Genomic DNA, 24,662 nt, shown 5'->3' on the forward strand with positions numbered 1-24,662 from the left:
TGGTAACTATTTCTTATCTTCTACGATACCATATAACACTGCTCTATCCTTATATATCTGTAATACAAATCAATCAAATATTAACAAATATTTGTTCACACCTCTGCCCCCTCAATATATACATGTTCCGCTTTAGACAATAAATCAAAAGGACTCCCACTCCAAATAACGAAATCAGCATCCTTCCCTGGCTCAATGGATCCCACACGATCTTCAATACCTAGATGTTTTGCAGCATTTAATGTGATTGTTTGAAGTGCCTCCTGTTCACTTAGCCCATTCCGAATTGCATGAACAGCACTTGTAACAAGATAGTCAATCCCAACAACTGGATGATCTGTAGTTAACGAGCATGCTATTCCAGCATCCATTAACGTTTTAATTGTAGTCCAGCCTTTATCCTTTAATTCCACTTTCGAACGTGTAGACATCGTTGGCCCAACGGATACTTTCACGTCATGTTTAGCTATGAACGCTGCAATTTTATGTCCTTCTGTACAGTGTTCAATGGTCATATCGATATCAAATTCACGTTTGATACGCAATGCTGTCAGAATATCATCCGCGCGATGGGCATGAACACGTAATGGAATCTCCTTCTTCAATACTTTCGCTAAATTCTCTAAGTCTAGTTTTCGTTCCTTCTCCTCTTTATGTAAATAATTTTGTGCTTCGATTAATTTCTCCCTTAGCTGTGCAGCAACACCCATTCTCGTAACAGGCATTCTTCCTTTTCCACCGTGAAATCGTTTCGGATTTTCTCCTAACGCAGCCTTCATACCTGATGGAGATTTTACGACCATCTCATCTACAATATTTCCAGCGGTTTTTAATATTACCATTTCTCCCCCAATAACATTGGCACTACCCGGCATGATTTGGGCCGTGGTAACACCAGATTTTCTAGCATCCTTAAACCCTATTTCCATAGGATTAATTCCATCAATAGCACGCAAGCTAGGGGTAACGGAACTACTCGTTTCATTATAATCAGCTCCTTCTAACCCAACACCTTCTTCAGAAATCCCTAAATGGGTGTGAACGTCAATAAGACCAGGGGTTAGTACTTTCCCTTGTGCATCGATTACATGATAGAAATCTGGGATCTCACTTGCAGGTACAAGCTTTGCGAACTTGCCATTTTCAATGATAAGATCTTGATCCTCGAATCTATTTCCTTTCCCGTCATAAATAATTGCATTGGTTATTGCCAACATGAATACCACTCCTACTATATTATTAGGTACAATTCTAAATTACCCATAAAAAATAGCTTATAAGGCTTTTATCCTAACTATTTAAATAATTTCCGTTAGAAAGCTATTGTTTTATTCTAAAAGTTATTATATATTAATTATTATATCTTTTGTACAAATTTAGACATATTCCGACACGAAAGGAGCAAACAAAATTGTTTGAATCATTAAAAAAATACTCATTATCCTTGATTAGTACCCTTTTCTTAGCTATTTTACTTACAGCTTGTGCTAGTGAACCAGAGGAATCTTCTTCTAGTTCAAACGGAGAGGATGAAACGGCAGGTGGCAAAGAATTAGTCATCTCTACCGCTTCGGATGCAATATCACTAGATCCTGCTGGTGCGAATGATGTTCCTTCATTCGATGTTCAAAACAATATTTTTGAAAGATTGGTATCTTACGATCAAAATATGGAGCTTCAACCAGGACTTGCAGAAAGCTGGGAACAAATTGACGAAACAACCTGGGAGTTTAAACTACGTGAAGACGTTACCTTCCATGACGGCTCTGAATTTAATGCAGAAGCTGTTAAAGCGAACATAGAACGCATCAAGGATCCAGAAGTTGCAGCTCCTGCAGCATACTTACTTGATATGATTAGCGAAGTTGTAGTTGTAGATAATTATACCGTTCAATTCAAAACAGAATTCCCGTACTCTGGTTTACCATCTAACCTAAGTCATTCGGTTTCAGGTATGATTTCGCCAGAACAAATCAGTGAAGATTATGCTGCAATGGCGGACGGAGAATCAGTTGGTAGTGTTATCAATGCAAATCCAATTGGAACTGGCTTCTTGAAATTTGACGATTGGCAGCCTGGACAGCTTATCCGTCTAGTGAAAAACGAAGAATATTGGGAAGAACCAGCAAAGATCGATTCTGTTACATTTAAAGTTGTACCAGAAGATTTAACTCGTATTGCTGAATTGGAAACTGGAGACACCCATATTTCGAATCCATTGAATTCTTCGGATGTATCACAAATCGATTCTAAAGAAAATTTATCAGTTTTACAGCAAGGAAGCCTTGCATTAGATTATGTTGGATTTAATACATCGAAAGAACCGTTTAATGACCAGCTTGTCCGTCAAGCAATTACAATGGCCATTGATAAAGATCAAATAATCAATGGAATCTACGAGGGATACGCACAAGTTGCGGAAGGTCCTCTACCACCAAATGTTTATGGTTATGATGAAAATGTAGAAGGACTATCCCGTGACCAAGGTAAAGCAAAAGAATTACTTGCTGAAGCAGGATACCAGGATGGATTTACAACAACTCTTATGACAAACGATACGCGTGAACGTATGGACATTGCAACGAATATTCAATCACAGCTTGCAGAAATTGGAATTACGGTTGAAATCGAGGTGTTGGAATGGGGAGCATATATCGAAAAACTGGATGCAGGCGAACAGGAAATGTTTATTTTAGGTTGGTCTAACAGTACTGCCCATGCGGATAATACGTTCTATCCATTATTCCACAGTGATAATCTTGGAGCATCTGGAAATACGGTATTCTTTGAAAACAGTGAACTAGATACCTTAATTGAAGAAGCTCGTCAAGCACAAGACGAAGCTGAGCAATTAGAGCTTTATAAACAAGCAGAAGAAATGCTTGTAGATCTTGCTCCAATAGCTTACTTAACGCACAAAGATTATTTATTAGGTGTACGTGATGAAGTGAAGGGATTAACAATGTATCCTTCAAAATTGCTAAATTTGAAAGAAGTATCTATTGAGGAATAAGTTTATTTGCTTTGGAGGCTGTCCGAGGGTTCGGGCAACCTCCTTTCATATAATAAATAACCCCGACACGTTTAATACATGCACTTACACTATCTTAATTCTGATTCGTTCCACCCACTTACGCAAGAGCTGATAATACTGAGGTAAGCTTGCAAAAATTTCTAACGCCAATTCTTCATTATACGTATGGACAGTTAAGTTACGATGGTCTACCATATTTAATCCAAGTATGGTTTCTCTTTCACTAAATATACCAACTTCTCGAGAAGAACGAATTACTCCTTTTGGCGAGCCAATATCAATACCTTCCACATCATACAAATATTGTTTAGCAGTCTTCCAACATGCCTCAAAACTATATTCAAATCTTTGTATTGCAGCATCCCTTTCAACTGTTGTTGGTTCCGTTATTATCACTAACTCATAAAAAGTGCTTAAAGCCTTTTCTGTACTCTTAAGTCGTTCGTACAATCTCTCCATACAATTCCCTCCTTCTCCACCTTTTCAACTATCAATGAGTTTGCTTTCGATAAATCTACTAAATCAACATTATATGGTAATGTTGATTCTTCAATTCTTTCACGAAGCTCCACCCATTTTTCTATTGGGATTTCTTTTTGGGAGTGTAGAGCAACATCAATATCCGATGTTTGTTTCTCCTCGTTACGAGCCCAAGAACCAAATAGATAAATACTAACAGGGATGTTTTTTAATGTTTCCAAAACTATCTGCCTAAGTTGGAGTAAAATTTGATCTCTCTTTGAAATATTAGGATTCATAGTAAGTCACACCTTTTAGTTGAATTTTATTCATTATATTATGAGTATATCATTCACGATAAATGCGAAACCCATAACAGCCTTGTCACTTTACATATTTATCCTCCAAAACCTCATAATTACGATGCTTAATTTTACTCCACTCTGTTTTCTTATAGTGAATGTTTTTTATCCATCCATTTATATCTTCACGATTAAAAGGACGATATCTTTGACTTTCTACCCATTTACGTATTTTGTCATGTTCTGGATGGGTTTCATCTTCAAATATTTCTAAGAAGTGATAGAACCCGGGAATTCCACCTACATCCTCTGGCGGTGCGTCTTGTTCCCCTTCTAACAAGGTTGGATAACCAAAATAGTAATCATCGACCACTTTTTCTAGTTTAACCGTAAACCTCCAACCATCACCAAAATCATACATATAATTTAATTCCTGATATTTTTCTAGGTACTTATCAATTTTAATCGATTGGGGTTTCCTTACTTTAACTAAGACCCGTTGCATACGTCTTCTTTCAAATTCTCTAAATTCAATCGGAACCTTTTCCAACTTTTTTAATAGTAGGTCTGGATTCACATTTTGCTGTTCTAAATAGGCCTGTTCATCATTTGTTACAGAAATATTCTCTTGATTAGTTAAATCGAATTTATATAGATGAAAATCCTCTAATATACTCGAGAAGTTCGTAACCCCTTGAATGGTATCATGGAGCCGTTTAAATGTAGCCCCTGCTGGCATAATCACTCTTCGCCAAATTAGCGGATCAAAGCCGATCATTTCTATTTTTAGGATATAAGATTTCATTTGTCCTCCTCCTAACTGTGCTATTATTTTTGTCAGGCATGATTTATAAATTCGGAAAAACAGTTCATTATTATAGATAATTAAAAGTATAAACCCATGCCACAACAATTACAATTAAGGCATGGGTTTATACCATTTTTCCCAGAGAAAAATTTGAATTATAAAAACTTGATTATGATTGAGGGTCTTTCATGCTATTCAAATTCCCCCATGATTTTTTATCCATTTTCATTATCCGAATTTACGTAAATTCCTTATTGTTAACAAGCTCTTCAAGTATAGTACTTAATCTTGAAGCAACCGAATTATAAATTCCTTTATATCTACAACACGTGGATATATTGGTTTCTCCTCGGTTCCTGTTATTATCAGTGGTACAAGAGATTCTTGTTTGTGCAAGGAACCGTGTGCTGCACCAGAAAGATGGACAGGTGATGATTGCGCCTTAAACTCACAGCCCGGTTTCGCATTGACGACAATGAAACGCCCCGAATGGGAGTTGAAAACACTATACAACCGAGCTAACGCATCTGGATAGTTACCATAGGTGACTCTTTTTTCAGTGGTCAGATTTAAATCTAGAATCTTAGCATCCCCTTCTATACTCCATGATTGATTATAAATATCAGTAAATTTCCCGGAAGGGCGATATTTCAGTGACCCTTCTTTCATACCAGATTCTACATGAATGGAGCTTTCATTTTTCCAGGCTATAATATCGATCCTCTCATCGTTTTTGAGCTGTTCGATAATAGCAGACAACGGCAGACTGTCATCCAGTACATAAATATAAGACATCCGCTGATTTACACATAGAACGATCTGATCTTTCTTATGTACTGGGCGTCTTATTCGGGAGATACGGTATTTTTTTAACCATTTTCTTAAATCAATGACAAATTCTCGATGATTTGTTCCTGTTGCAGAGTGACCATTATCCCCCATCACTAGCCATGCATTTTGATTAATTGCTTCCTTCCAGCTTGGATACAAGTCCAATATTTTTTGAATTTCCTTATCAATCTTTGTGATACCTTTAATATCCATCGGCCCCTTTAAATGAATTCGGGCATCCATGTCCTGAAATATACAGAAGGTAAATGAAGGAAGTTTGTTCTTTCTAATAAGATACTTAAGTTCCCAAGCAGTATATTTATAGTTTCCAGCAGCTATTTGCGTTGCGAATCCCCATGGACGTACTTTTGAAAAGGTTCCCAAAGAAAAGATATTTGCTGCTTCCGTTGTCCACTTTCCATTTTTAAATCGCGTCAAGGCACTGAATAACTTTGGTGTTTGCAACTTTTGCGGGGTGTTTCCACGATATACAAAGGAATTAATGGAAGCTGAATTCATCCCCCTTTTAGCTAATTCCTCATAAATTGTAGTGACTTCACTGCTCAGATGCTCATTATTCAGTCGGAAAAGCATATTATGGACCGTTCTGCGAATCCCTAACCTAAACGTTTCCCTAAAACCAGTACCGTAGTTAATAATCTCTTTTTTGGAATTATCGAACCAAGTTAAACCAGGTATATGATGTTGGTCAGCATAAGTACCTGTCAAAAGGCTGCTGTCGATTGTTACCGACATGGTTGGAAATGAAGTCACCATATTCGTAAAATAACTACCATTTTCCATCAAAAATTGTAAAGCAGGAGCTTGTCCTGTTTGAATAGCTAATTCCAGTGGTGCAGACATCAATGAATCGATGTTCAGCAAGATTACAGGTTTTTTCGATTGTGTGTTTTTTTTCATAATTACCATCCTCGCACGAGATTCAATATTTTAATTTTCCTCTCTTTGCTCTGAATCGGTTCTATTTTCTTTTAAGCAACTATTCGAAGACCAGCAGGAAGCTTCAAAAATCTACTATAAAATAATGATTACTATGTGTTTAGCTAATAGAAATAATTCGAGAGGTTGTCCAAAACGTGAGCAGTTTTCAATCCAAAATAATTGGGTCCTATTTTATTATTTTGCACAGTATCTATAATTTCATGAATGTAAGTTACTCAGCCATGCGCTCAACAAGCTCATTCGAATTGATTTGATATTGCATCAATATTAACTGCTACATATCACTTTCAACAATTAGGAACAAATAAAAATAACCCTGCCACAGATATTATCGTGACAAGGGTTTGCATTTTCCCTCTATAGTAGAATTTTATCTCATAAGATACAACAACATTGAACTACGAACAAGCTTGCTTTCTTTATAATCTATAATATCTATGCTTTATTGACATTTACATAGCATCGGCTTTTTCGCCAATCCGCTCTTTCCTTTTTCCATGCAAGAAGAAATAAAGTACTATCGTAACGAAAACCATGAGCCCCATCATGAAATATAAGCTGCTATATCCAGTTAGCGGAATCAGATAGCCAAGTAAATAAGGACCGAATCCAAGACCAGCATCAAGCGCGATATAGTAAGTTGATGTTGCTAATCCAATCCGATCTGGCGGTGTCACTTTAACCGCTATTGCTTGGGTAATGGATTGCATGTTTCCGAATCCAAGACCAATAAGAACACCAGCTGCTAATAAAGCAAAACTATTCGTTGTAAAGCTTAGAAGCAGTAATCCTGCACCAAACAGAATAAAAGCTGGATACATAACAGTATTTTCACCTTTTAAGTCCATTAAGCGACCTGTAAATGGACGTGATACTAGGATAGCTACTGCATAAACAACGAAAAAGAAGCTTGCCACCTCGACAAGGCCAATCTCGATTGCATAGAAATTAATAAAAGAAAGAACACTTGAATACCCAAGTGATACGATAATTACAATGAATGCAATCGGCAGTGCTCTTGGTTCCACAAAATCGGAAAACTTAATTTTCCTTCTTTCAGCTACATTTGCAGGTTTTCCTGCAAATGGTATCTTAACAAACAGAGATATGATAAAACTAATAATCGCTAATGCAAGACAAAAGCCAAAAATCACTTGATAGCTCGTATGTGAGCTCATGTATAGTCCAAAGAAGGGTCCAATGGCTGTTGCCAGCGTAATACTCATACTGAAGTAGCCAATCCCTTCACCTTTTCGATCATTAGGAATCAACTCAGCAATAATAGTTCCTGTAGCTGTACTTGCCACGCCTAATGCGATTCCGTGTAATAAACGAGTTACAAGCAGTATCTCTATCCCTGCATGAATAAAGTATAAAAGGGATGTCAAAATAAAAAAGGTAAGCCCAAAATATAATACTTTCTTGTACCCAATAGATGAGATCATTCGTCCAATAAACAAACGCCCTACTAATGTTCCTATGATAAATATACCTGTTATAAGACCAGCTACACTCTCTGAAACATGATATTTATCGACTGCATAAACAGCCATGGTCACTAATAATAAGTAAAAAACGAAATATAAGAAAAAATTTGCTGCTGCTATAATAATAAAATTCTTCGTCCATAATTGAGATTTTGTTTGTTTCACCGTTTCTATCACTTCACTTCTTAATATTATTTTTAATTTCTTCCATCACCCGAATAAAATCAATCAATTCTGATTCCGAGATGTCTTTTAGAATTTCCTTTTCAAACTGATCAATGGTCACACGTACTTCCTCATAAACAGCTGTTCCTTGCCCAGTCAGCTGCATGCGTTTTTCGCGCTTATCTCTTCCAGCCACCTGTTCGACATAGCTCATTTCCTCTAAACTGGCAAAGGTTCTAGTGATGGTAGGCTTCTCCACACCTTGATAATGAGAAATTTCCACAAGTGTTGAAGCTCCATAATTGTACAGATAATACAAAATGGTCCACTGTGCTCGATGCAGGTTATGTTTATTCAACAAGACATTAAGTCTATTTTCAAAAGGGCGATACAACATAATTAATTGATGGAAAAATTTCTGTGCAGATTTTATGGAAAACGCCTCCTATATGGTTATCATGGATAATGGTTACCTAAGGTAACCATTATCCATGATAACAAAATTTCAGGAATTTGTCTATACGATGCTAAAGTTACTATTGCTAGAACAAAAGAAGCTGGGACAAAAGTATTTTTATGAAGTGAAAACCGAACATGATTGATGCAAATAACTCGGTCCGGAAATATAATTCGCTAAGTTTGTACATCGTTCGTCTTTAACATTAAGTATTTTAGTTATGTTCCAGCCTCTTCTACCTAATAAATAAAAACGAAACACAACTCTTACTAGAAAACAGTTTCTCTAATTTCCCTTTCCTCATAGTAATTCACTCTATAACCATATAGTTATCTACCTTTTTTACTATTTTCTATACTATTTAATCACGCTCCTTTCTGACAGTTTACGTAGAATATCGTAAATCAAAGAAAGGAGAAAGTGTATGTTAAATTTTTCAATGATTGACTTGGTCCGACGCAATGGAAAAAAAGTTGACAAAAATATAAGGGGAGAAATGGTTAACTTTTATCGGCCTTTTCGTTATATCCCTTGTTTCCTGCAAAGCTCCATAGAGCGTGTTAGAAAAAAAACAAAGAAATTACCCGTCGTAATAAAATTTGCCCCTGATTCCTTTTCTTCTGGGTTAAACGATGTAAAGGAAACAAAGTGTCGTTCTCTTCGCGAATACCCTTCTATTTCCTGTTGTTCAGCTAAATTATCCGTAAAAAATATTGAACATTTAATCACGAACTGCAACCATATCCAAAAAGTCTATTTAGACAGAAAGGTGACAACTTTACTAGATACCGCTTCCCCGGCAATAAACGCAAATGTTTTAAAAGATAATGGGTTAACAGGAGAAGGCGTAACCATTGCAGTAATCGATACTGGTATACATCCACATGAAGATTTACAAGATCGCATTATTGGCTTTAAGGATTTTGTTAATAGGAAATCTGATCCCTATGATGACAACGGTCATGGAACTCATTGTGCTGGAGATGCGGCTGGCAATGGCTTGTTATCGAATGGACAATATCAAGCTCCAGCATCCCAAGCTAATTTAGTAGGTGTCAAAGTACTAGATAAGATGGGAGCTGGTTCATTATCAACTGTTATTGAAGGAATCGAATGGTGCATCCAACATCAATCCGAATATAATATTGATATTCTTTCCCTTTCACTCGGTTCCGATGCTGTAGTACCTGCTGAAGATGATCCTGTGGTAAATGCGGTTGAAATAGCCTGGGATAACGGAATGGTTGTCTGTGTAGCCGCTGGAAACTCTGGTCCCGGAGAACAAACCATTGCAAGTCCAGGAATAAGCCCAAAGGTCATTACAGTCGGAGCAGCTGATGATAATAATACCGTTGACCGATCCGATGATTCAGTAGCTGATTTTTCAAGTAGAGGTCCGACGATTGATGGGCTTATTAAGCCAGATTTATTAACACCAGGAGTCGATATTATCTCTTTACGAGCTCCCAGATCTTTCCTTGATAAAACCAATAAAGCAGCACGTGTGGACACTCACTATATGTCCTTATCCGGAACGTCAATGGCTACGCCGATATGTGCAGGAGTAATTGCACAATTGCTTCAACGTGATCCAAATCTTACGCCTGATCAAGTCAAAGAAAGGCTTTTGGATGCATGCGACGATTTGGGACAATCCCCACATATTCAAGGTGCTGGTTATTTAAATGCTAGTGATCTGATTGAGGACTTTGCAAATGTCGAGTAGAGGCTTACGTGTTTCTTCACTCGTATAAGTTTTACTGTTTTGCTTTTTCAAACCCTCTGTCTCCTCTAGATACTATTAGGCAGAGTTAAATGTATGGTGTAAGAACAAAAAAAGTAAGCCAAATCATCCTAGGCTTTTTCAGATAGGAATGATTTGACTTACTTTTTACTTTCGCCTGATTCTTAAAATAGCTCATCAACTGCCCTTGAGCTTCTTATAGCCCAAATCAGCCGGGCGATACAGGGAATTTAGGTATTTCTTCAAAAATGTTAACCCATTTGAAACGAGCCAAATAATTTTAATAATGAGACTAAAACATGAGCCCGGCTGCCACATATAGATTATTATCCCCGTTCAACCTTATCCGCCACTAATCCTTCTTCATTTTTCTTATCTTTATGGGGCATGATTCTTTTGCGTGCCTTATAAATCACAATTAGCGCGATAAACCAAACGGGCGTTATCATCAACGAAACACGTGTATCTTCTGCAATTGCAAGCACAACAAGAACAAATGTCAGGAAGGCAAGGATTAAATAATTTGCAAAGGGATAAAATGGCATCTTAAATTTATTCACTTTTGCCAGATCAGGTCTTGTTTTACGGTATTTCAAATGACTGATGACCGTAATCCCCCAAATAAATATAAAGCATACTGTAGAAATACTTGTAACGAGTGTGAATACTCCTTCTGGCATTACATAATTTAATGCGACTGAAATTAAAACAACTGCAGTCGAAAAGAACAATGCATTGGAAGGAACCTTTCTTTTATCAAGCTTGGCAAATTTTTCCGGTGCATTTTTCTCTTTAGCGAGTGAATATACCATCCGGCTTGTACTGAAGATGGCACTATTACATGCTGAAGCAGCAGAAGTTAGAACGACAAAATTGATGATACCAGCAGCACCAACGATACCAACTACCGTAAAGACTTGGACGAATGGACTTTCAGTTGGGCTGATAGCGGTCCATGGATACACACTCATAATAACAAGAAGTGCACCTATATAAAAAATGATAATTCGAATAGGAATATTATTTATCGCTTTAGGTATAACTTTCTCTGGATTTTCTGTTTCTCCCGCTGTAAGTCCTACAAGTTCGATACCAACAAACGCAAATACGACCATTTGAAAAGAGAGGATGAAACCATTTACACCATTTGGAAACATGCCTCCGTGGTTCCATAGATTCGTGAAACTCGCTCCACCTGCATCCGTGGAAAAACCACTTATAATCATAACAATACCTGTAACTATTAAGGCTAGAATTGCGATGACTTTAATTAATGCGAACCAGAATTCCATTTCTCCAAACAGTTTTACGGTGGCCAAGTTCATACATAATAAAATAACAAGCGCGATTAATCCTGGCATCCATTGTGGTATCGTTGGAAACCAATACTGGGTATAGAGGCCAACTGCTGTTAAGTCAGCCATTGCAATGGAAATCCAACAGAACCAATATGTCCAGCCAGTTAAAAATGCTGTCATTTCACCTAAATAATCTCTTACAAAGTCAACAAACGAATGATAGCTTAAATTACTTAACAGCAATTCTCCAAGGGCACGCATGATTAAAAAGAGAACAGCACCTGTAATCAAGTATGCGAATAATATGGATGGCCCTGCTAAATGTATTGATTTTCCTGCACCAAGAAATAATCCCGTACCAATTGCTCCACCAATAGCTATCAGTTGTACGTGTCTGTTTTTTAAACCCCTATCTAATTTTTGTTCTTGCATACAATTCCCTTCTCTCAACCTTTTTGATAATTATTAATTGATTTAGTTGCTAGTTCTTCAGTCTTTTATAAAATCATCATTTCAATTATATAACTGAAAAATCCCACATTTAAAAAAGGATAGAGAAGGGCTATATTATTTCCATTCTCTGTCCTTTTACCTGAAAGTTTATCCTTCTATAATAGAAGGTCCCCTTTGGTGGCATAAATTGCACTCTCCAGAGTAGCGTCCTGTATTGGTGCTTTTACCTGAGAGATTAATTCCAATGGTTTTTTTGGAACTTGCTCCTTCGGTGGCGATATACTTCGCTCTCTCCCAATACAATCATCCGCAAGTTATGTAACTGTATAATATACTTAATTGTAATAACAATAGAATTTTTATTATAGCATATTATTTGATATCTCATCAATGTCATTACATTAAATTTAAAGCAGTTCAGAGATATAAATTCTTGTCCTGATCAAAACGAGTATCGTGCTGCAGCACTGGAAAAAGCAAAAAATTGTTCAGTAAACCTTCAAGATTATTAAAAAGGTCAACGGCGTCTGAATCTGTCAAATATGTAAAGAGTTTAACATTTGATTCGTGCGGAAAAGTTGAGAAAAGAAGAAGAATGGATGTTATTAAATAGCTAACTAAGTAAACAGTCAAAAAATAACAGAACAGAGATTAGTAGGGCGTAAATTGGGCAATTACATAACATTTAATAAAAAAAACCTCGCCACAATTATAATTGTAGCGAGGGTTTCCTATTATATTACCCAATAGAGCCTTCCATCTCGAATTTAATCAATCTGTTCATCTCTACTGCATATTCCATTGGAAGTTCTTTTGTAAATGGCTCGATGAAGCCCATTACGATCATTTCTGTTGCTTCTTCCTCTGTTAATCCTCTACTCATCAAGTAGAACAATTGCTCTTCAGATACTTTAGAAACTTTCGCTTCGTGCTCCAATGAAATGTTATCATTTAAAATTTCATTGTATGGAATAGTATCGGAGAACGATTCGTTATCCATGATTAGCGTGTCACATTCGATGTTTGCACGTGCACCGTCTGCTTTACGTCCAAAGTGTACAAGACCGAGGTACGAAACCTTTCCGCCTTGTTTAGAGATTGATTTTGAAACAATTGTTGAAGACGTGTTTGGTGCTAAGTGATGCATTTTTGCACCTGCGTGCTGTAATTGTCCTTTACCAGCAATAGCGATAGATAGCGTGTTACCACGTGCACCTTCGCCTTTTAATAAAATCGCAGGGTATTTCATCGTTAATTTCGAACCGATGTTACCATCAATCCATTCCATCGTTCCATTTGCATCAACTACTGCACGTTTTGTAACTAGGTTGTATACGTTGTTTGCCCAGTTTTGAATCGTTGTATAACGGCAATATGCATCTTTTTTAACAACGATTTCAACAACCGCACTATGAAGTGAGTTTGTTGTAAAGACTGGAGCTGTACAGCCCTCAACATAGTGTACAGATGCACCTTCATCAACAATGATTAATGTTCTTTCAAACTGCCCCATATTTTCCGAGTTAATACGGAAATATGCTTGTAATGGTGTTGATGTTTGAACACCTTTTGGAACATAGATAAATGATCCGCCAGACCATACGGCTGAGTTCAGTGCAGCAAATTTATTATCAGAATATGGAATAACTTTTCCAAAGTATTCTTTAAATAACGCTTCGTCTTCTTTTAGCGCTGTATCAGTATCCTTAAATACGATACCCATTTCTTGAAGATCTTCTTTCAAGCTATGATAAACAACCTCTGATTCGTACTGTGCAGATACACCAGCTAAATATTTTTGTTCTGCTTCTGGAATACCAAGCTTATCAAATGTTTCTTTGATTTCAGCAGGTACCTCATCCCATGTTCTACCTTGCTTTTCAGATGGTTTAACGTAATAAACGATCTCATCAAAATCAAGTTCTGAAAGATCTCCGCCCCATTGCGGCATTGGACGCTCGTAAAAATGCTCTAATGCCTTCAAGCGGTAGTCAAGCATCCACTGCGGCTCTTCTTTCATTTTAGAGATTTCTTCAACGACTTTACGTGTTAATCCTCTTTCCGTTCGGAAAACAGAGACGTCTTTATCATGAAATCCATATTTATATTCTTCCATTTCAGGCATTTTTTTAGCCATTATATAACCTCCTCATTGTATTATCTAAAGCGGAATCGCCCGGTTAGCGACGTACGGACTGCGCCCCGTACTTTGGGGTGGTTCGACTTCGAACATTCCTACGTAGGAGATAAAGGAAACACGACGACCAAAGGAAGTCGATGTTGACTTTCACCGCAAGGGTATAAGTGCGACTAAGCCTCATGTTTTAGCCAGTCGGCAAGTCTTCTTTATCGTACGGAGGTGAGGGAAGTCTCGCTAGTCGCTGGGCGATGGAGCTGGACGTGGCTACTCATGCACAAGAAAAACATCCAGCAAAACTTTATATTTTTAAATTCATTTAATCTTGTTGTGCTCCCTTTTCCATTGCCTTCCATGCCAAGGTTGCACACTTGATTCTTGCTGGAAACTTGGAGACACCCTGCAATGCTTCAATGTCTTCCATATCCAATCCTTCTGTATCAATCTCTTTTCCAAGCATCATCTCAGAAAATGCTCTCGACATTTTAACTGCTTGTTCAAGACTTTTTCCTTTAATTGCTTGAGTCATCATTGAAGCAGACGACATACTGATTGAACAGCCTTCCCCTTCAAACTTGGCATCTTGTACAACACCATCTTCAACTTGCATTTGCAATTGAATACGGTCTCCGCATGTTGGGTTATTCATGTCGATTGTTACTGAATCACCCTCAATTTGTCCACGATTTCTAGGGTTTTTATAATGATCCATAATTACTTGTCTGTAAAGTGTATCGAGGTTATTAAAAGACATTCCCAAAATACTCCTTCGTTTTCAACAGTCCATTTACCAGCAGATCAATATCCTCTTCCGTGTTGTAAAGATAGAAGCTGGCACGTGCTGTTGCTGTTACATCGAGCCATTTCATCAGTGGCTGTGCGCAATGATGTCCAGCACGAACAGCAATTCCTTCTGCATCAAGTGCTGTTGCTGTATCATGTGGATGCACATCATCGAGATTAAATGTAACAAGTCCAGCACGTTTTTCTGGACCATAGATTGAGATACCATCGATCGTGCGTAGTTGTTTCATTGCATAGTCTGCTAATTTTTGTTCATGATCTAAAATAGTTTCATTACCAATTTCATTTAGAAAGTCTATTGCTGCAGCCAGTCCAATTGCACCTGCAATAATTGGCGTACCACCTTCAAATTTCCACGGCAATTCCTTCCACGTAGAATCATAAAGGTTAACGAAATCAATCATTTCGCCGCCAAATTCAATTGGTTCCATATTTTCTAGAAGCTCTTTTTTTCCGTATAAAACACCAATACCAGTTGGACCACACATTTTATGAGCCGAAAATGCATAGAAATCACAGTCAAGATCAGCTACATCTACTTTTAAATGCGGAGCACCTTGAGCACCATCAACAAGCATAACCGCACCATGAGCATGGGCAATTTGAGCGACTTCCTTAATTGGGTTAATTGTACCCAACACATTGGAAACCTGTGTCATTGCTACAATCTTCGTATTTGCTGTTACCGTTTCGCGAACAGCTTCTAATGTTATAGTACCATCGCTTTGCAATGGGATATATTTGAGTGTTGCACCAGTTGCTTTTGCAGCTTGTTGCCAAGGGATAATGTTACTGTGATGCTCCATTGGCGTAATCACAATTTCATCCCCTGGTTTCAAATTCGCTCTCCCATAACTGGTAGCAACAAGATTAATTGCTGTCGTTGTTCCTCTAGTAAAAATAATTTCAGCTGTACTGCGTGCATTAATAAATTCACGAACCTTCTCGCGAGCGCCTTCGTATTTATCTGTTGCTTTTGTTCCTAACGTATGAACACCACGATGTACGTTTGAATTATCTTCACGGTAATACGTGTTAACCGCCTCAATAACTGACAGTGGTTTTTGCGAAGTCGCAGATGAATCAAGATAGACTAAAGGATGTCCATTAACTTCCTGATTTAAAATGGGAAACTGTTCTTTAATGGCTTTAACATCCATTAATTAACTTTCCTTTCAATTACTTGAGTCAATTGCTTACGAACAGACTCAATTGGAATTTGAGATACAACAGGCTCAAGGAACCCATGAATAACCAAGCGTTCAGCTTCTTCCTTAGTAAGTCCACGACTCATCAAGTAGTACATTTGTAAAGGATCAACACGACCAACAGAAGCTGCATGACCAGCAGTTACATCATCTTCATCAATTAATAGAATTGGGTTGGCATCCCCTCGTGCTTTTTCACTTAGCATTAATACACGTGATTCCTGCTCCGAATTCGACTTCGAACCACCATGCTCAATTTTACCAATCGCGTTAAAGATAGTAGTCGCACTACCTTTCATAACTCCACGTTGTAAAATAAATGCATCGGTTTGTTTACCGAATTGGCGAATGCTTGACGTAAAGTTCTGTGTTTGTTTCCCACGTCCAACAGTAACAGCTTTAGCCTCTGACGTTGCATTATCACCTAGTAAATAGGTAATGTTTTCGGAAACCGTATTTCCGTCATTCATTTGACCTAATGCCCAGTTAATCTTCGCATCACGTTGAGCTACACCACGACGATTTACATAGGTTGTTGTTCCTGCTGCAAAATGATCTACTGCACCATATGCAACTTGTGCATTATCATGAGCAAATACTTCTGTTACGATATTCGCTACCGTTTTTTGCTCTTCATTGTGAGAAACGTAGTTCTCCAAATAGGTGAGCGAGCTTCCTTCCTCCGCAACGATCAACACGTGGTTGAACAATGCTGTTTCAGGATCCTCTTGCCAGAAGATTGCCTGGATTGGTGCTTCGATTTGAACATTCTTAGGAACATAGATAAAGATTCCACCATTCATTAGTGCTGCATGAAGTGCTGTTAAACGATCCTGGTCAACAGAAACTGCTTCTTTCATGTAGTATTTTTCTACTAAATCACTATGCTCATTCAAGGCAGTAAAAATGTCTGTAAAAATAACACCTTTATCCTTTAAATCTTCATTTAATGTAGAAAATGCAACGGAATGATTTCGTTGAATCAACAAGTTTTCTGCTTTATTTTCTTCATCAAAGTATGCTTGTATTTCTTCAGGCAATTCAGTTGTAGTAGTAACAGCCTGACCTGATGTAAATTCATGTTTGAACGTATTGAAATTCCAATTACGGATATTGGTTTTATCCGGCTTTGGCATTTCAAGCGTGTTTACTTGAGAAAGCGCGCTCACGCGTAATTCAGACATCCACGCAGGTTCGTTTCGTTCTTTTGAAAACTGTTCTAAATAGTCTTTATCAAATGGCAGCTTTGTTTCGACAGTCATTTTACTCCTCCTAACGTTACGCGTTTTGTTCTACTGTTTCGTCTGTAATTCCTAACTCTTCTTTAATCCACTCATAACCTTCTTCTTCTAAACGTTTTGCAAGCTCAGGTCCACCTGATTTCACAACACGGCCCTGCATCATAACATGAACAAAGTCAGGAGTAATGTAGTTAAGTAAACGTTGGTAATGCGTAATCATTAGGCAACCAAAGTCTTCTCCGCGCATTTTATTGATTCCTTTAGATACAATTTTCAATGCATCAATATCTAATCCAGAATCAATTTCATCTAAAATCGCAATAGCAGGATTTATTTGCAATAATTGAAGGATTTCATTACGTTTCTTCTCCCCACCAGAGAAACCTTCGTTTAAGTATCGTGTAGCCATGTTTTGATCAATTTCAAGTAAATCTAAGTCTTTATCTAATTGCTTAATAAACTTCATTAGAGATACCTCATCGCCTTCTTCACGACGAGCATTGATTGCAGAACGAAGGAAGTCAGAAGTTGTTACACCACTGATTTCACTTGGATATTGCATAGCTAAAAACAGACCAGCACGAGCACGCTCATCTACTTCCATTTCTAGTACATCTTCACCGTCAAGGATAATACTTCCTTCTGTAACTTCATATTTGGGATGTCCCATAATTGCTGAAGCAAGGGTAGATTTACCTGTTCCGTTCGGCCCCATTATTGCGTGGAATTCTCCACCCTTTATCGTAAGGTTTACACCTTTTAATATTTCTTTGTCTTCAATCGATACATGAAGATTCTTAATTTCTAAAACTGATCCTGACATAAAACATACCTCCAAGTAAGCTATTTTCTAGTATGAAATGAATTGACATCATTCTCAACTTATTCTCATTACAATCTTAAAGCATTTCAAATTAATTATCAACTCTTTTAAGCGCACAGCTTATTACTGTTTCACCATATCAAATTAGATATAATTGTACAAATAAATAGTGCTGATGTCCGCATATTAAGACACCAGCACAAAGGTAATTATAAGTTTGTTATTTAGCTATTTGACCATCCATTCCTGCCACTAGCATTTTCGCTTCTTTGTATTCCCGTTCTCGTTGTTTTTCTACTTCCAGCCGTTTTTCAAGTTTCCTGCTGTACTCCTCGTAGCAAACATGACGGGACTTCGTCATTCCTTTTTCCATTTCCGAAGTGTAATTCAACCTCAGACCACTGTCAATAGTGAATCATCCTTTCGTTTTGGTTACATAAAATATAGTAACACTAGAAAGGTTCCCTTTACAATTCGGATTTAAACCTCTATGACTGGATTATTCTATATATGAATGATTCATAACGTGAAAACATAGAAACGACATTAAATAATGGCAAATAACGCACGTATCCTTTAAAATGCTATTAATAAATTATAATTACTTTTCGCCTTCCACTGGCAGAACTGCACCATCGTAGTTCTCCATCATAAAGTTTTGGATTTCTTCAGATTTTAGTACTTCAACCAGTTTCTTTAATGCTTCTTTATCAGCATCTTCAGACCTTACAGCAATAACGTTTAAATAGTCAGTTTCTTCGTCTTCAACAAACAATGCATCCTCTAATGGGTTAAGACCTATACCAATTGCGTAGTTTGTGTTGATAACAGCAAGCACATCTTCTTCTGAATTATAAAGCTCTGGTAGCAGTGCCGGATCATAATCTGGTGAGAAAACTAAGTTTTTAGGATTTTCAACAATATCGTCAATTGTTGCAGCGGATTTTTCTACACTTTCATCTAAAGTAATCAAACCTTCCCGCTCAAACAAAGTCAAAATCCGTCCATGATCGGAAACAGAATTGCTTAAAATAACTTCAGTTCCATCAGCAATGTCATCGACTGATGCAATTCCTTTTGAATAAACACCCATTGGTTCTACGTGAATAGCTCCAATCGATTCAATTTCATATCCTGTATCTTCCACTGTTTGATTCAAATACGGAATGTGCTGGAAGTAATTCGCATCTAACGTGCCATTGTCTAAATCATCATTTGGCAGTATATAATCCTGATATTCTTCAATATGAAGTGTTACACCTTGTTCTTCAAGTAATGGCTGAGCTTCTTCTAGAATTTCCGCATGTGGTACACTTGAAGCACCTACAGTGATTTCATTTGTTTCTTCGGTTCCTTCTGACGAACCATTATCGGCTCCATCTTCTGATTCATTTCCACCGCCACAAGCAGCTAATATAAGTACAAGTGCAAATGTTACCAGGGCTAAAAGCTTTTTCATACTGTTTCTTCCTCTCCATCTTGTTTTTATAATTGAAATAGGTTTTCCTATTTTCATCTATTGGTAATGTTATCGTTTATCAAGCTTGTTTGTAATAAAGTCCCCAATAAATTGGAAAATAAACACGATAATTACAATAATGACCGTGCAAAGAAATACAACATCAAAATCACGTCGTTGGAATCCAAAATAATACGCATAGTTTCCAAGACCACCTGCACCAATCGCACCTGCCATTGCGGTATACCCAATTAATGCAATCGAGGTAACCGTAAGGCCTGATACGAGTGCCGGCATTGATTCAGGGAGTAGAACACGGAAAATGATGGTACGTGTTTTCGCCCCCATCGCTTTGGCTGCTTCAATTACACCTTTTTCCACTTCGTTAAGCGCGATTTCAACGAGTCTCCCGTAAAACGGAGCTGATCCAATAATTAATGCGGGCAGTGCTGCATTTGGTCCGCGAATCGTTCCGATAAGGAAATCGGTAAATGGAAATAGCAATAAGATCAATATAATAAATGGGATGGCTCTAAATATATTCACAAGAGCCGCTACAACAAAATAAATATACTTATTTTTCCAGATGCCGTCTTTTTTCGTTAAATATAGAAGCAATCCTAATAATAGACCGAAAATACATGTACCAATAATAGCAATAATTGTCATGTAAAATGTTTCGTAAGTTGCTTCAACTAAATCCTCGTATTTAATATTTGGGAATAACTCAGCTAACATCCCGGATAACCTCCACTTCGACCGAGGTCTGTTCCTGTATAAAGCTTAATGCTCTATCGAATTCCTCTTGTTCGCCAATAACCTGTACGAATAATGTGCCATATCCGCCAGCTTGTGTTTGGGTGATTTTTCCTTGTAAAATATTTAAATCAATATCAAAACGCTTTGCCAGCTGGCTTATAAGGGTTTGATTTGTAGCCTCACCTAAAAATTGAAGCTTAAGAATAATACCATCTGCATTATTCTCAATAATATTGGTTATATCATCCTCTTCGTCACTTGGTCCCATAATTTGCTGAACAAATTTTTTCGTAACGTCTTGTACGGGATGGGTAAACACATCAAGCACATTTCCCTGTTCAACAATCCGTCCTTGCTCCATGACCGCTACTTGGTTACAGATTTTTCGAATAACATGCATTTCATGTGTAATCAAAATAATCGTTAATCCAAGCTTTTTATTAATGTCGACCAGCAAATTCAAAATCGCATTCGTTGTTTCTGGATCCAATGCAGAGGTTGCCTCATCACATAACAGCACTTTTGGATTATTCGCAAGTGCGCGAGCAATTCCAACACGCTGCTTCTGTCCACCACTTAATTGGGATGGATAAGCTTTTTCCCGTCCACCAAGGCCAACCAAATCAATGAGTTCCTGTACTCGCTTTTGCCTCTCCTGCTTTGGGACTCCTGCAATTTCAAGTGGGAATGCAATATTTGCCTCTACCGTTCTTGACCAAAGTAAATTGAAGTGCTGAAAAATCATGCCGATTCCTTGTCTTGCAAGGCGAAGCTGTTTTGAATTAAGTGTCGTTATTTCTTCATCATCAATAACAATTCGTCCTGATGATGGTTCTTCCAATCGGTTAAGCAGTCTGACGAATGTACTCTTCCCTGCACCGCTGTACCCAATCACGCCGAATATCTCACCGTCAGGGATAGTAAGGGTCAAATCATCAACAGCTGCTATGTCATCATTATTTAGTCTAAAGACCTTACGTAAACCCTCAATCGAAATCACGTTATGTCCTCCTCTTCGTTCTATCTTTTGTGCCTATAAACAAATTCTTTACTGTATGAATGCTGCAATACATTTTTTAACCAAAAAACAAAAAACGTCTTCTGTAAGAGAACAGAAAGACGTCATATCATTAAAAAGTCTCACGTTCTCTCATCTGTCAAAGTTTACTTTGCAGGAATTGGCACCTTTCAAAAGATTGAAGGTTGCCGCGGTTTCAAAGGGCCAGTCCCTCCACCGCTCAAGATAAGAGATAGATCGTATTTGATTTAGCAATTCAGTGACACTATAGTAGCATGCTAAAATACGCGTGTCAATCCTAAATGGGATTAACTTTTGTTAAAGTGAAACTTCAATCAAGAGCTTTTTCTCTCCACTGCATGATAGTACCACAGGAGTATGACTCCAAGCCCTCCCCACCTTCTAATTTTAACTCTCTCACGCATAGAAAGGGGGGATATTAGAGCCTTAATGGGTGGCAAATAATTCTGGCTTATATATCATCAAATAATTATATATATTACCTGTCGATTGAAAGGCATAAACTTTTTCTTTCACTTCATTACCTTCTTTAATTAAAAGGCATGGAACACTTTCAATTTTATTTTCTTGCATAAATTCAGGATACAAGGACGCATTCATCTCATAAAAGATATCTATTCCATGAACAGACTCGATTTTAGCAAGCATTGATCTTGCCACCGTACATGTTCCACAAAAAGGTGTATAAATATAAATTAACATGCGTTCCTGTTCCAAACTTTTTTCTGTTATTTGCTGCATTTTTAACCACCTTAAGTTCAATCTATAAGAGGATATTCAAAAAACCCGGTAAATATCCTCTTTTTGAACACACACTATAATAAAAATATAGGATGAACAGAGAAATGTTTACTCAGTAGTGTGCTTGCAAGTATTTTCTCTGGTGTCGCTGCAACCTCCCGATATTCACTGCTAATGTAAATATGCTCCGCATGCGGTAGCTCACGAGCCAGCTGCTTACGCAATTTCATTCCAGATTTATCCTCGTCAACTAGAATAAACACATCCTTTTCATCCAATTCGTATGTTTCCAGTAATTCATCAAATCGTTCTACACCGAATGTACCATTTGTACATACGATAGTAACCTCATCATTGATGACTTTTTCAATTTGCTTCTTATCTGTAAGCCCTTCGACAATAATCACTTTTTCAAACTCAGTAGTTATCATACATGAGCACTCCTTATGCAAGCAAAAAAGTTGCCTACGTAATTCGCGTTCAAAAGGAGGATGAAAAGACCGAGATCGGGTAAAGTTGCAATGTCCTATCGCAACACGAACACGTCCTGAGTGTGTCGAGGTTCGGTGACGTTGTTACTCTCGTCACGGAACGAATGCAATTAATACGTAAGTATAGAGCTTGAACAGAATGCGAACTTCTACAGGGACGTGAACAATTTTCATAGGAAGTTTTCTTTCGCCAACGTGTTCCACAGGAAGCGGTGACTTCAACGGTCTACACAGCACGTGTCAGGAGTTAATCGAAGAACACCTATCTCATTGTTTCATTTTCACCGGACTTTTTGAACAGCATCTATTTACATACATTATATGATTGAAAGAAGGCTAACTATACACTTTCACACGCGTAAGTTAGCCTTTGGGCATTATTCTTCAGTTAATTCTTGATATGCATCTGCAGATAATAATTGCTCAAGCTCAGCTACATCAGAGGGCTCAACAACAACCATCCATGCTTTTTCATATGGAGATTCATTTACAAATTCTGGGCTATCTTCCAATTCTTCATTTACTGCGACAACTTTCCCGCTGATTGGAGCATATAATTCAGAAACTGTTTTTACAGATTCTACACTACCAAACGGCTCGTCAGCAGTTATTTCGTCTCCTACTTCAGGCAACTCAACAAAAACGATATCACCTAGCTCATCTTGGGCAAAGTCAGTAATTCCGATACGTACATTTCCGTCTTCCTTTTTTACCCACTCATGTTCTTTTGAATACAGCAAATCTTGTGGCAAACTCATTGTAATCCCTCCATTAATTCATTCCAATTTAACTATACAATTTAACCTTGTATTTTTCTAGTCTTTGTTTGAATTTGAACCCAAAGTTATTCATTAATAATAACTAGAGCCAATTTTCTTGAAATGTTTCTTCTTTAAATCCAACTGTCACCTTTGACCCGTCTGTGACAATCGGACGCTTGATTAACATTCCATCTGAAGCAAGGATTCCTGCCATTTCTTCTACACTTGCATCCATTATTTTCTCTTTAATATTTAACTCACGATATTTTTTTCCACTCGTGTTAAAGAACTTTTTAGCAGGTAAATCACTTTTGGAAATCAATTCAAGCAACTCTTCCTTTGTAGGTGTTTCTTCTACAATATGTATACTTGTATAATCGATGTTATGATCATCAAACCATTTCTTCGCTTTTTTGCATGTTCCGCAATTTGGGTACCAGTAAAATGTTAATGCCATGTACAAATCCTCCATTCCAAACTGTTTAGGAATTATTTTATCATGATTTGTATAAAAATATTAGTATAACTGCTCAGCAATCCAATTCATACTATCCAACAAGTAAAAATTAATATGCCATGAAGAAAACGGATAAAAAACTTTCCGATTTCCTTCATGGCTTTGACATTTATTGTTCTTCCTTTGTTGGACCCATTACACCAGGAACTCGCAATCCTGCTTGACGCAATAGCACAGTCATCTGCCCACGGTGATGGGTTTGATGGTCAATGAGTGCACGTAACAGAGCGCCTCTTGCGACAGATCCTCCCATCGCATTTACATGTTCTTCCAATTTTTCATTTGTTAATGTTTTTTCAACTTGAACTTTAACTGCTGTTGCTACTTTTTTATATGTTTGTACAATTTCATTTGCTTTTTCAGGGGTAGCATTTTTAGTTTCACCAGCGTCTATCTCCACACCTACAAGACCGGCAAAGAATACTGGGCTTGTTGCTAAATGCCACCCAAGCCATCCTAAGGTACTGTGGCCTTCTACAATTGCCTGATTCAGTTTATCATCTGTTAACGATTCAAGGACTGCAATCGTTCCATTTGCAGCATGATCCCAATCGCTCACAAAATCTTCTACAGTACGATACATGATTATCTCTCCTTTGTATTATTTCTGTTAAGTTGAGACTGCACGGGTTTCTTGTTATACACAGCGTAGTGTGTTTACAAGCGGGTATACGCACAATC

Annotated in this window: 24 protein-coding genes and 2 riboswitches; of the genes, 2 read left to right on the top strand and 22 right to left on the bottom strand. The window is 37.6% G+C overall.

Annotated elements, in window-relative coordinates:
• Window positions 1–95 precede the first annotated feature (95 nt).
• Window positions 96–1,217: an amidohydrolase gene (locus tag NYE61_RS05770; RefSeq protein WP_303447924.1), complete on the bottom strand. Its 1,122-nt coding sequence runs from the start codon at window positions 1,215–1,217 to the stop codon at window positions 96–98.
• 194 nt (window positions 1,218–1,411) lie between these two features.
• Between NYE61_RS05770 and NYE61_RS05775 the strand changes: the two genes are divergently transcribed.
• Complete coding sequence (locus NYE61_RS05775; RefSeq protein WP_303447925.1) at window positions 1,412–3,013, top strand: glutathione ABC transporter substrate-binding protein; 1,602 nt, start codon at window positions 1,412–1,414, stop codon at window positions 3,011–3,013.
• An 84-nt stretch (window positions 3,014–3,097) separates the two neighbouring features.
• Here NYE61_RS05775 and NYE61_RS05780 read toward each other — a convergent pair whose 3' ends face one another.
• From NYE61_RS05780 to NYE61_RS05805, 6 genes are all read right to left on the bottom strand, one after another.
• Window positions 3,098–3,493 (bottom strand): HI0074 family nucleotidyltransferase substrate-binding subunit, encoded by a 396-nt coding sequence (locus NYE61_RS05780; protein ID WP_303447926.1) that lies wholly within the window; start codon window positions 3,491–3,493, stop codon window positions 3,098–3,100.
• Window positions 3,448–3,792 carry a nucleotidyltransferase domain-containing protein gene (locus NYE61_RS05785; protein WP_303447927.1) on the bottom strand — a complete coding sequence of 115 codons (345 nt, stop codon included), beginning with the start codon at window positions 3,790–3,792 and terminating at the stop codon, window positions 3,448–3,450. Before NYE61_RS05785 ends, NYE61_RS05780 begins: the two co-directional genes overlap by 46 nt.
• An 85-nt stretch (window positions 3,793–3,877) precedes the next feature.
• Complete coding sequence (locus tag NYE61_RS05790) at window positions 3,878–4,600, bottom strand: plasmid pRiA4b ORF-3 family protein (RefSeq protein ID WP_303447928.1); 723 nt, start codon at window positions 4,598–4,600, stop codon at window positions 3,878–3,880.
• 285 nt (window positions 4,601–4,885) lie between these two features.
• Window positions 4,886–6,355 (bottom strand): alkaline phosphatase family protein, encoded by a 1,470-nt coding sequence (locus tag NYE61_RS05795; RefSeq protein WP_303447929.1) that lies wholly within the window; start codon window positions 6,353–6,355, stop codon window positions 4,886–4,888.
• Window positions 6,356–6,849: 494 nt separating this feature from the next.
• Window positions 6,850–8,049 carry an MFS transporter gene (locus NYE61_RS05800; protein WP_303447930.1) on the bottom strand — a complete coding sequence of 400 codons (1,200 nt, stop codon included), beginning with the start codon at window positions 8,047–8,049 and terminating at the stop codon, window positions 6,850–6,852.
• A gap of 13 nt (window positions 8,050–8,062) precedes the next feature.
• Window positions 8,063–8,407, bottom strand: coding sequence for a MarR family transcriptional regulator (locus tag NYE61_RS05805; RefSeq protein ID WP_336623547.1), 345 nt, complete (start codon window positions 8,405–8,407; stop codon window positions 8,063–8,065).
• Window positions 8,408–8,930: 523 nt separating this feature from the next.
• Between NYE61_RS05805 and NYE61_RS05810 the strand changes: the two genes are divergently transcribed.
• The gene (locus NYE61_RS05810; RefSeq protein WP_303447931.1) at window positions 8,931–10,232 is read left to right on the top strand and encodes a S8 family peptidase; all 1,302 of its coding nucleotides are present in this window, start codon (window positions 8,931–8,933) and stop codon (window positions 10,230–10,232) included.
• 344 nt (window positions 10,233–10,576) lie between these two features.
• Here the strand turns inward: NYE61_RS05810 and NYE61_RS05815 are convergent, their stop codons facing one another.
• The 15 genes from NYE61_RS05815 to NYE61_RS05885 all read right to left on the bottom strand — a co-directional run bounded on the left by NYE61_RS05815 (window position 10,577) and on the right by NYE61_RS05885 (window position 24,564).
• Window positions 10,577–11,980, bottom strand: coding sequence for an amino acid permease (locus NYE61_RS05815; protein ID WP_303447932.1), 1,404 nt, complete (start codon window positions 11,978–11,980; stop codon window positions 10,577–10,579).
• Between the two features lie 226 nt (window positions 11,981–12,206).
• Window positions 12,207–12,308, bottom strand: a riboswitch (glycine riboswitch).
• Window positions 12,309–12,740: 432 nt separating this feature from the next.
• Window positions 12,741–14,138 (bottom strand): Fe-S cluster assembly protein SufB, encoded by a 1,398-nt coding sequence (gene sufB, locus NYE61_RS05820; RefSeq protein ID WP_303447933.1) that lies wholly within the window; start codon window positions 14,136–14,138, stop codon window positions 12,741–12,743.
• A gap of 319 nt (window positions 14,139–14,457) precedes the next feature.
• A complete protein-coding gene (gene sufU, locus NYE61_RS05825; protein WP_095309320.1) occupies window positions 14,458–14,892 on the bottom strand; it encodes a Fe-S cluster assembly sulfur transfer protein SufU in 435 nt (144 codons plus the stop codon).
• Window positions 14,882–16,102 carry a cysteine desulfurase gene (locus tag NYE61_RS05830; protein ID WP_303447934.1) on the bottom strand — a complete coding sequence of 407 codons (1,221 nt, stop codon included), beginning with the start codon at window positions 16,100–16,102 and terminating at the stop codon, window positions 14,882–14,884. The genes sufU and NYE61_RS05830 overlap by 11 nt, the downstream gene beginning before the upstream one ends.
• Window positions 16,102–17,412: a Fe-S cluster assembly protein SufD gene (gene sufD, locus NYE61_RS05835; RefSeq protein ID WP_118888785.1), complete on the bottom strand. Its 1,311-nt coding sequence runs from the start codon at window positions 17,410–17,412 to the stop codon at window positions 16,102–16,104. Before sufD ends, NYE61_RS05830 begins: the two co-directional genes overlap by 1 nt.
• A gap of 16 nt (window positions 17,413–17,428) precedes the next feature.
• On the bottom strand, window positions 17,429–18,214 hold the full coding sequence (sufC, locus tag NYE61_RS05840) for a Fe-S cluster assembly ATPase SufC (protein WP_095309326.1): 786 nt from the start codon (window positions 18,212–18,214) through the stop codon (window positions 17,429–17,431).
• A gap of 220 nt (window positions 18,215–18,434) precedes the next feature.
• On the bottom strand, window positions 18,435–18,605 hold the full coding sequence (locus NYE61_RS05845) for a hypothetical protein (protein WP_251660511.1): 171 nt from the start codon (window positions 18,603–18,605) through the stop codon (window positions 18,435–18,437).
• Between the two features lie 210 nt (window positions 18,606–18,815).
• On the bottom strand, window positions 18,816–19,673 hold the full coding sequence (locus NYE61_RS05850; protein ID WP_095309328.1) for a MetQ/NlpA family ABC transporter substrate-binding protein: 858 nt from the start codon (window positions 19,671–19,673) through the stop codon (window positions 18,816–18,818).
• Between the two features lie 69 nt (window positions 19,674–19,742).
• On the bottom strand, window positions 19,743–20,411 hold the full coding sequence (locus NYE61_RS05855; protein WP_095309330.1) for a methionine ABC transporter permease: 669 nt from the start codon (window positions 20,409–20,411) through the stop codon (window positions 19,743–19,745).
• Window positions 20,401–21,432 carry an ATP-binding cassette domain-containing protein gene (locus NYE61_RS05860; RefSeq protein WP_095309332.1) on the bottom strand — a complete coding sequence of 344 codons (1,032 nt, stop codon included), beginning with the start codon at window positions 21,430–21,432 and terminating at the stop codon, window positions 20,401–20,403. The genes NYE61_RS05855 and NYE61_RS05860 overlap by 11 nt, the downstream gene beginning before the upstream one ends.
• 147 nt (window positions 21,433–21,579) lie before the next feature.
• Window positions 21,580–21,682: riboswitch (SAM riboswitch) on the bottom strand.
• A gap of 215 nt (window positions 21,683–21,897) precedes the next feature.
• Complete coding sequence (locus tag NYE61_RS05865) at window positions 21,898–22,212, bottom strand: thioredoxin family protein (RefSeq protein ID WP_303447937.1); 315 nt, start codon at window positions 22,210–22,212, stop codon at window positions 21,898–21,900.
• Window positions 22,213–22,286: 74 nt separating this feature from the next.
• On the bottom strand, window positions 22,287–22,643 hold the full coding sequence (locus tag NYE61_RS05870) for a toprim domain-containing protein (protein ID WP_095309334.1): 357 nt from the start codon (window positions 22,641–22,643) through the stop codon (window positions 22,287–22,289).
• A gap of 437 nt (window positions 22,644–23,080) precedes the next feature.
• Complete coding sequence (gcvH, locus tag NYE61_RS05875) at window positions 23,081–23,461, bottom strand: glycine cleavage system protein GcvH (protein ID WP_095309336.1); 381 nt, start codon at window positions 23,459–23,461, stop codon at window positions 23,081–23,083.
• 103 nt (window positions 23,462–23,564) lie between these two features.
• Window positions 23,565–23,921: an arsenate reductase family protein gene (locus NYE61_RS05880; RefSeq protein WP_095309338.1), complete on the bottom strand. Its 357-nt coding sequence runs from the start codon at window positions 23,919–23,921 to the stop codon at window positions 23,565–23,567.
• Between the two features lie 169 nt (window positions 23,922–24,090).
• Window positions 24,091–24,564, bottom strand: coding sequence for a DinB family protein (locus tag NYE61_RS05885; RefSeq protein WP_303447938.1), 474 nt, complete (start codon window positions 24,562–24,564; stop codon window positions 24,091–24,093).
• Window positions 24,565–24,662 lie beyond the last annotated feature (98 nt).

Source organism: Oceanobacillus sp. FSL W7-1304 (genome assembly GCF_037969805.1).
In the GTDB taxonomy this organism is placed as follows: Bacteria; Bacillota; Bacilli; order Bacillales; family Amphibacillaceae; genus Oceanobacillus; species Oceanobacillus profundus.

Coding starts and splice junctions, on each gene's coding strand:
- NYE61_RS05815 (WP_303447932.1), bottom strand. CDS start 11,980: ATGCAAGAACAAAAATTAGATAGGGGTTTAAAAAACAGACACGTACAA.
- sufB (WP_303447933.1), bottom strand. CDS start 14,138: ATGGCTAAAAAAATGCCTGAAATGGAAGAATATAAATATGGATTTCAT.
- NYE61_RS05870 (WP_095309334.1), bottom strand. CDS start 22,643: ATGATAACTACTGAGTTTGAAAAAGTGATTATTGTCGAAGGGCTTACA.
- NYE61_RS05850 (WP_095309328.1), bottom strand. CDS start 19,673: ATGAAAAAGCTTTTAGCCCTGGTAACATTTGCACTTGTACTTATATTA.
- gcvH (WP_095309336.1), bottom strand. CDS start 23,461: ATGAGTTTGCCACAAGATTTGCTGTATTCAAAAGAACATGAGTGGGTA.
- NYE61_RS05885 (WP_303447938.1), bottom strand. CDS start 24,564: ATGTATCGTACTGTAGAAGATTTTGTGAGCGATTGGGATCATGCTGCA.
- NYE61_RS05770 (WP_303447924.1), bottom strand. CDS start 1,217: ATGTTGGCAATAACCAATGCAATTATTTATGACGGGAAAGGAAATAGA.
- NYE61_RS05855 (WP_095309330.1), bottom strand. CDS start 20,411: ATGTTAGCTGAGTTATTCCCAAATATTAAATACGAGGATTTAGTTGAA.
- NYE61_RS05780 (WP_303447926.1), bottom strand. CDS start 3,493: ATGGAGAGATTGTACGAACGACTTAAGAGTACAGAAAAGGCTTTAAGC.
- sufU (WP_095309320.1), bottom strand. CDS start 14,892: ATGTCTTTTAATAACCTCGATACACTTTACAGACAAGTAATTATGGAT.
- NYE61_RS05830 (WP_303447934.1), bottom strand. CDS start 16,102: ATGGATGTTAAAGCCATTAAAGAACAGTTTCCCATTTTAAATCAGGAA.
- sufD (WP_118888785.1), bottom strand. CDS start 17,412: ATGACTGTCGAAACAAAGCTGCCATTTGATAAAGACTATTTAGAACAG.
- NYE61_RS05880 (WP_095309338.1), bottom strand. CDS start 23,921: ATGGCATTAACATTTTACTGGTACCCAAATTGCGGAACATGCAAAAAA.
- NYE61_RS05865 (WP_303447937.1), bottom strand. CDS start 22,212: ATGCAGCAAATAACAGAAAAAAGTTTGGAACAGGAACGCATGTTAATT.
- NYE61_RS05795 (WP_303447929.1), bottom strand. CDS start 6,355: ATGAAAAAAAACACACAATCGAAAAAACCTGTAATCTTGCTGAACATC.
- NYE61_RS05790 (WP_303447928.1), bottom strand. CDS start 4,600: ATGAAATCTTATATCCTAAAAATAGAAATGATCGGCTTTGATCCGCTA.
- NYE61_RS05810 (WP_303447931.1), top strand. CDS start 8,931: ATGTTAAATTTTTCAATGATTGACTTGGTCCGACGCAATGGAAAAAAA.
- NYE61_RS05785 (WP_303447927.1), bottom strand. CDS start 3,792: ATGAATCCTAATATTTCAAAGAGAGATCAAATTTTACTCCAACTTAGG.
- sufC (WP_095309326.1), bottom strand. CDS start 18,214: ATGTCAGGATCAGTTTTAGAAATTAAGAATCTTCATGTATCGATTGAA.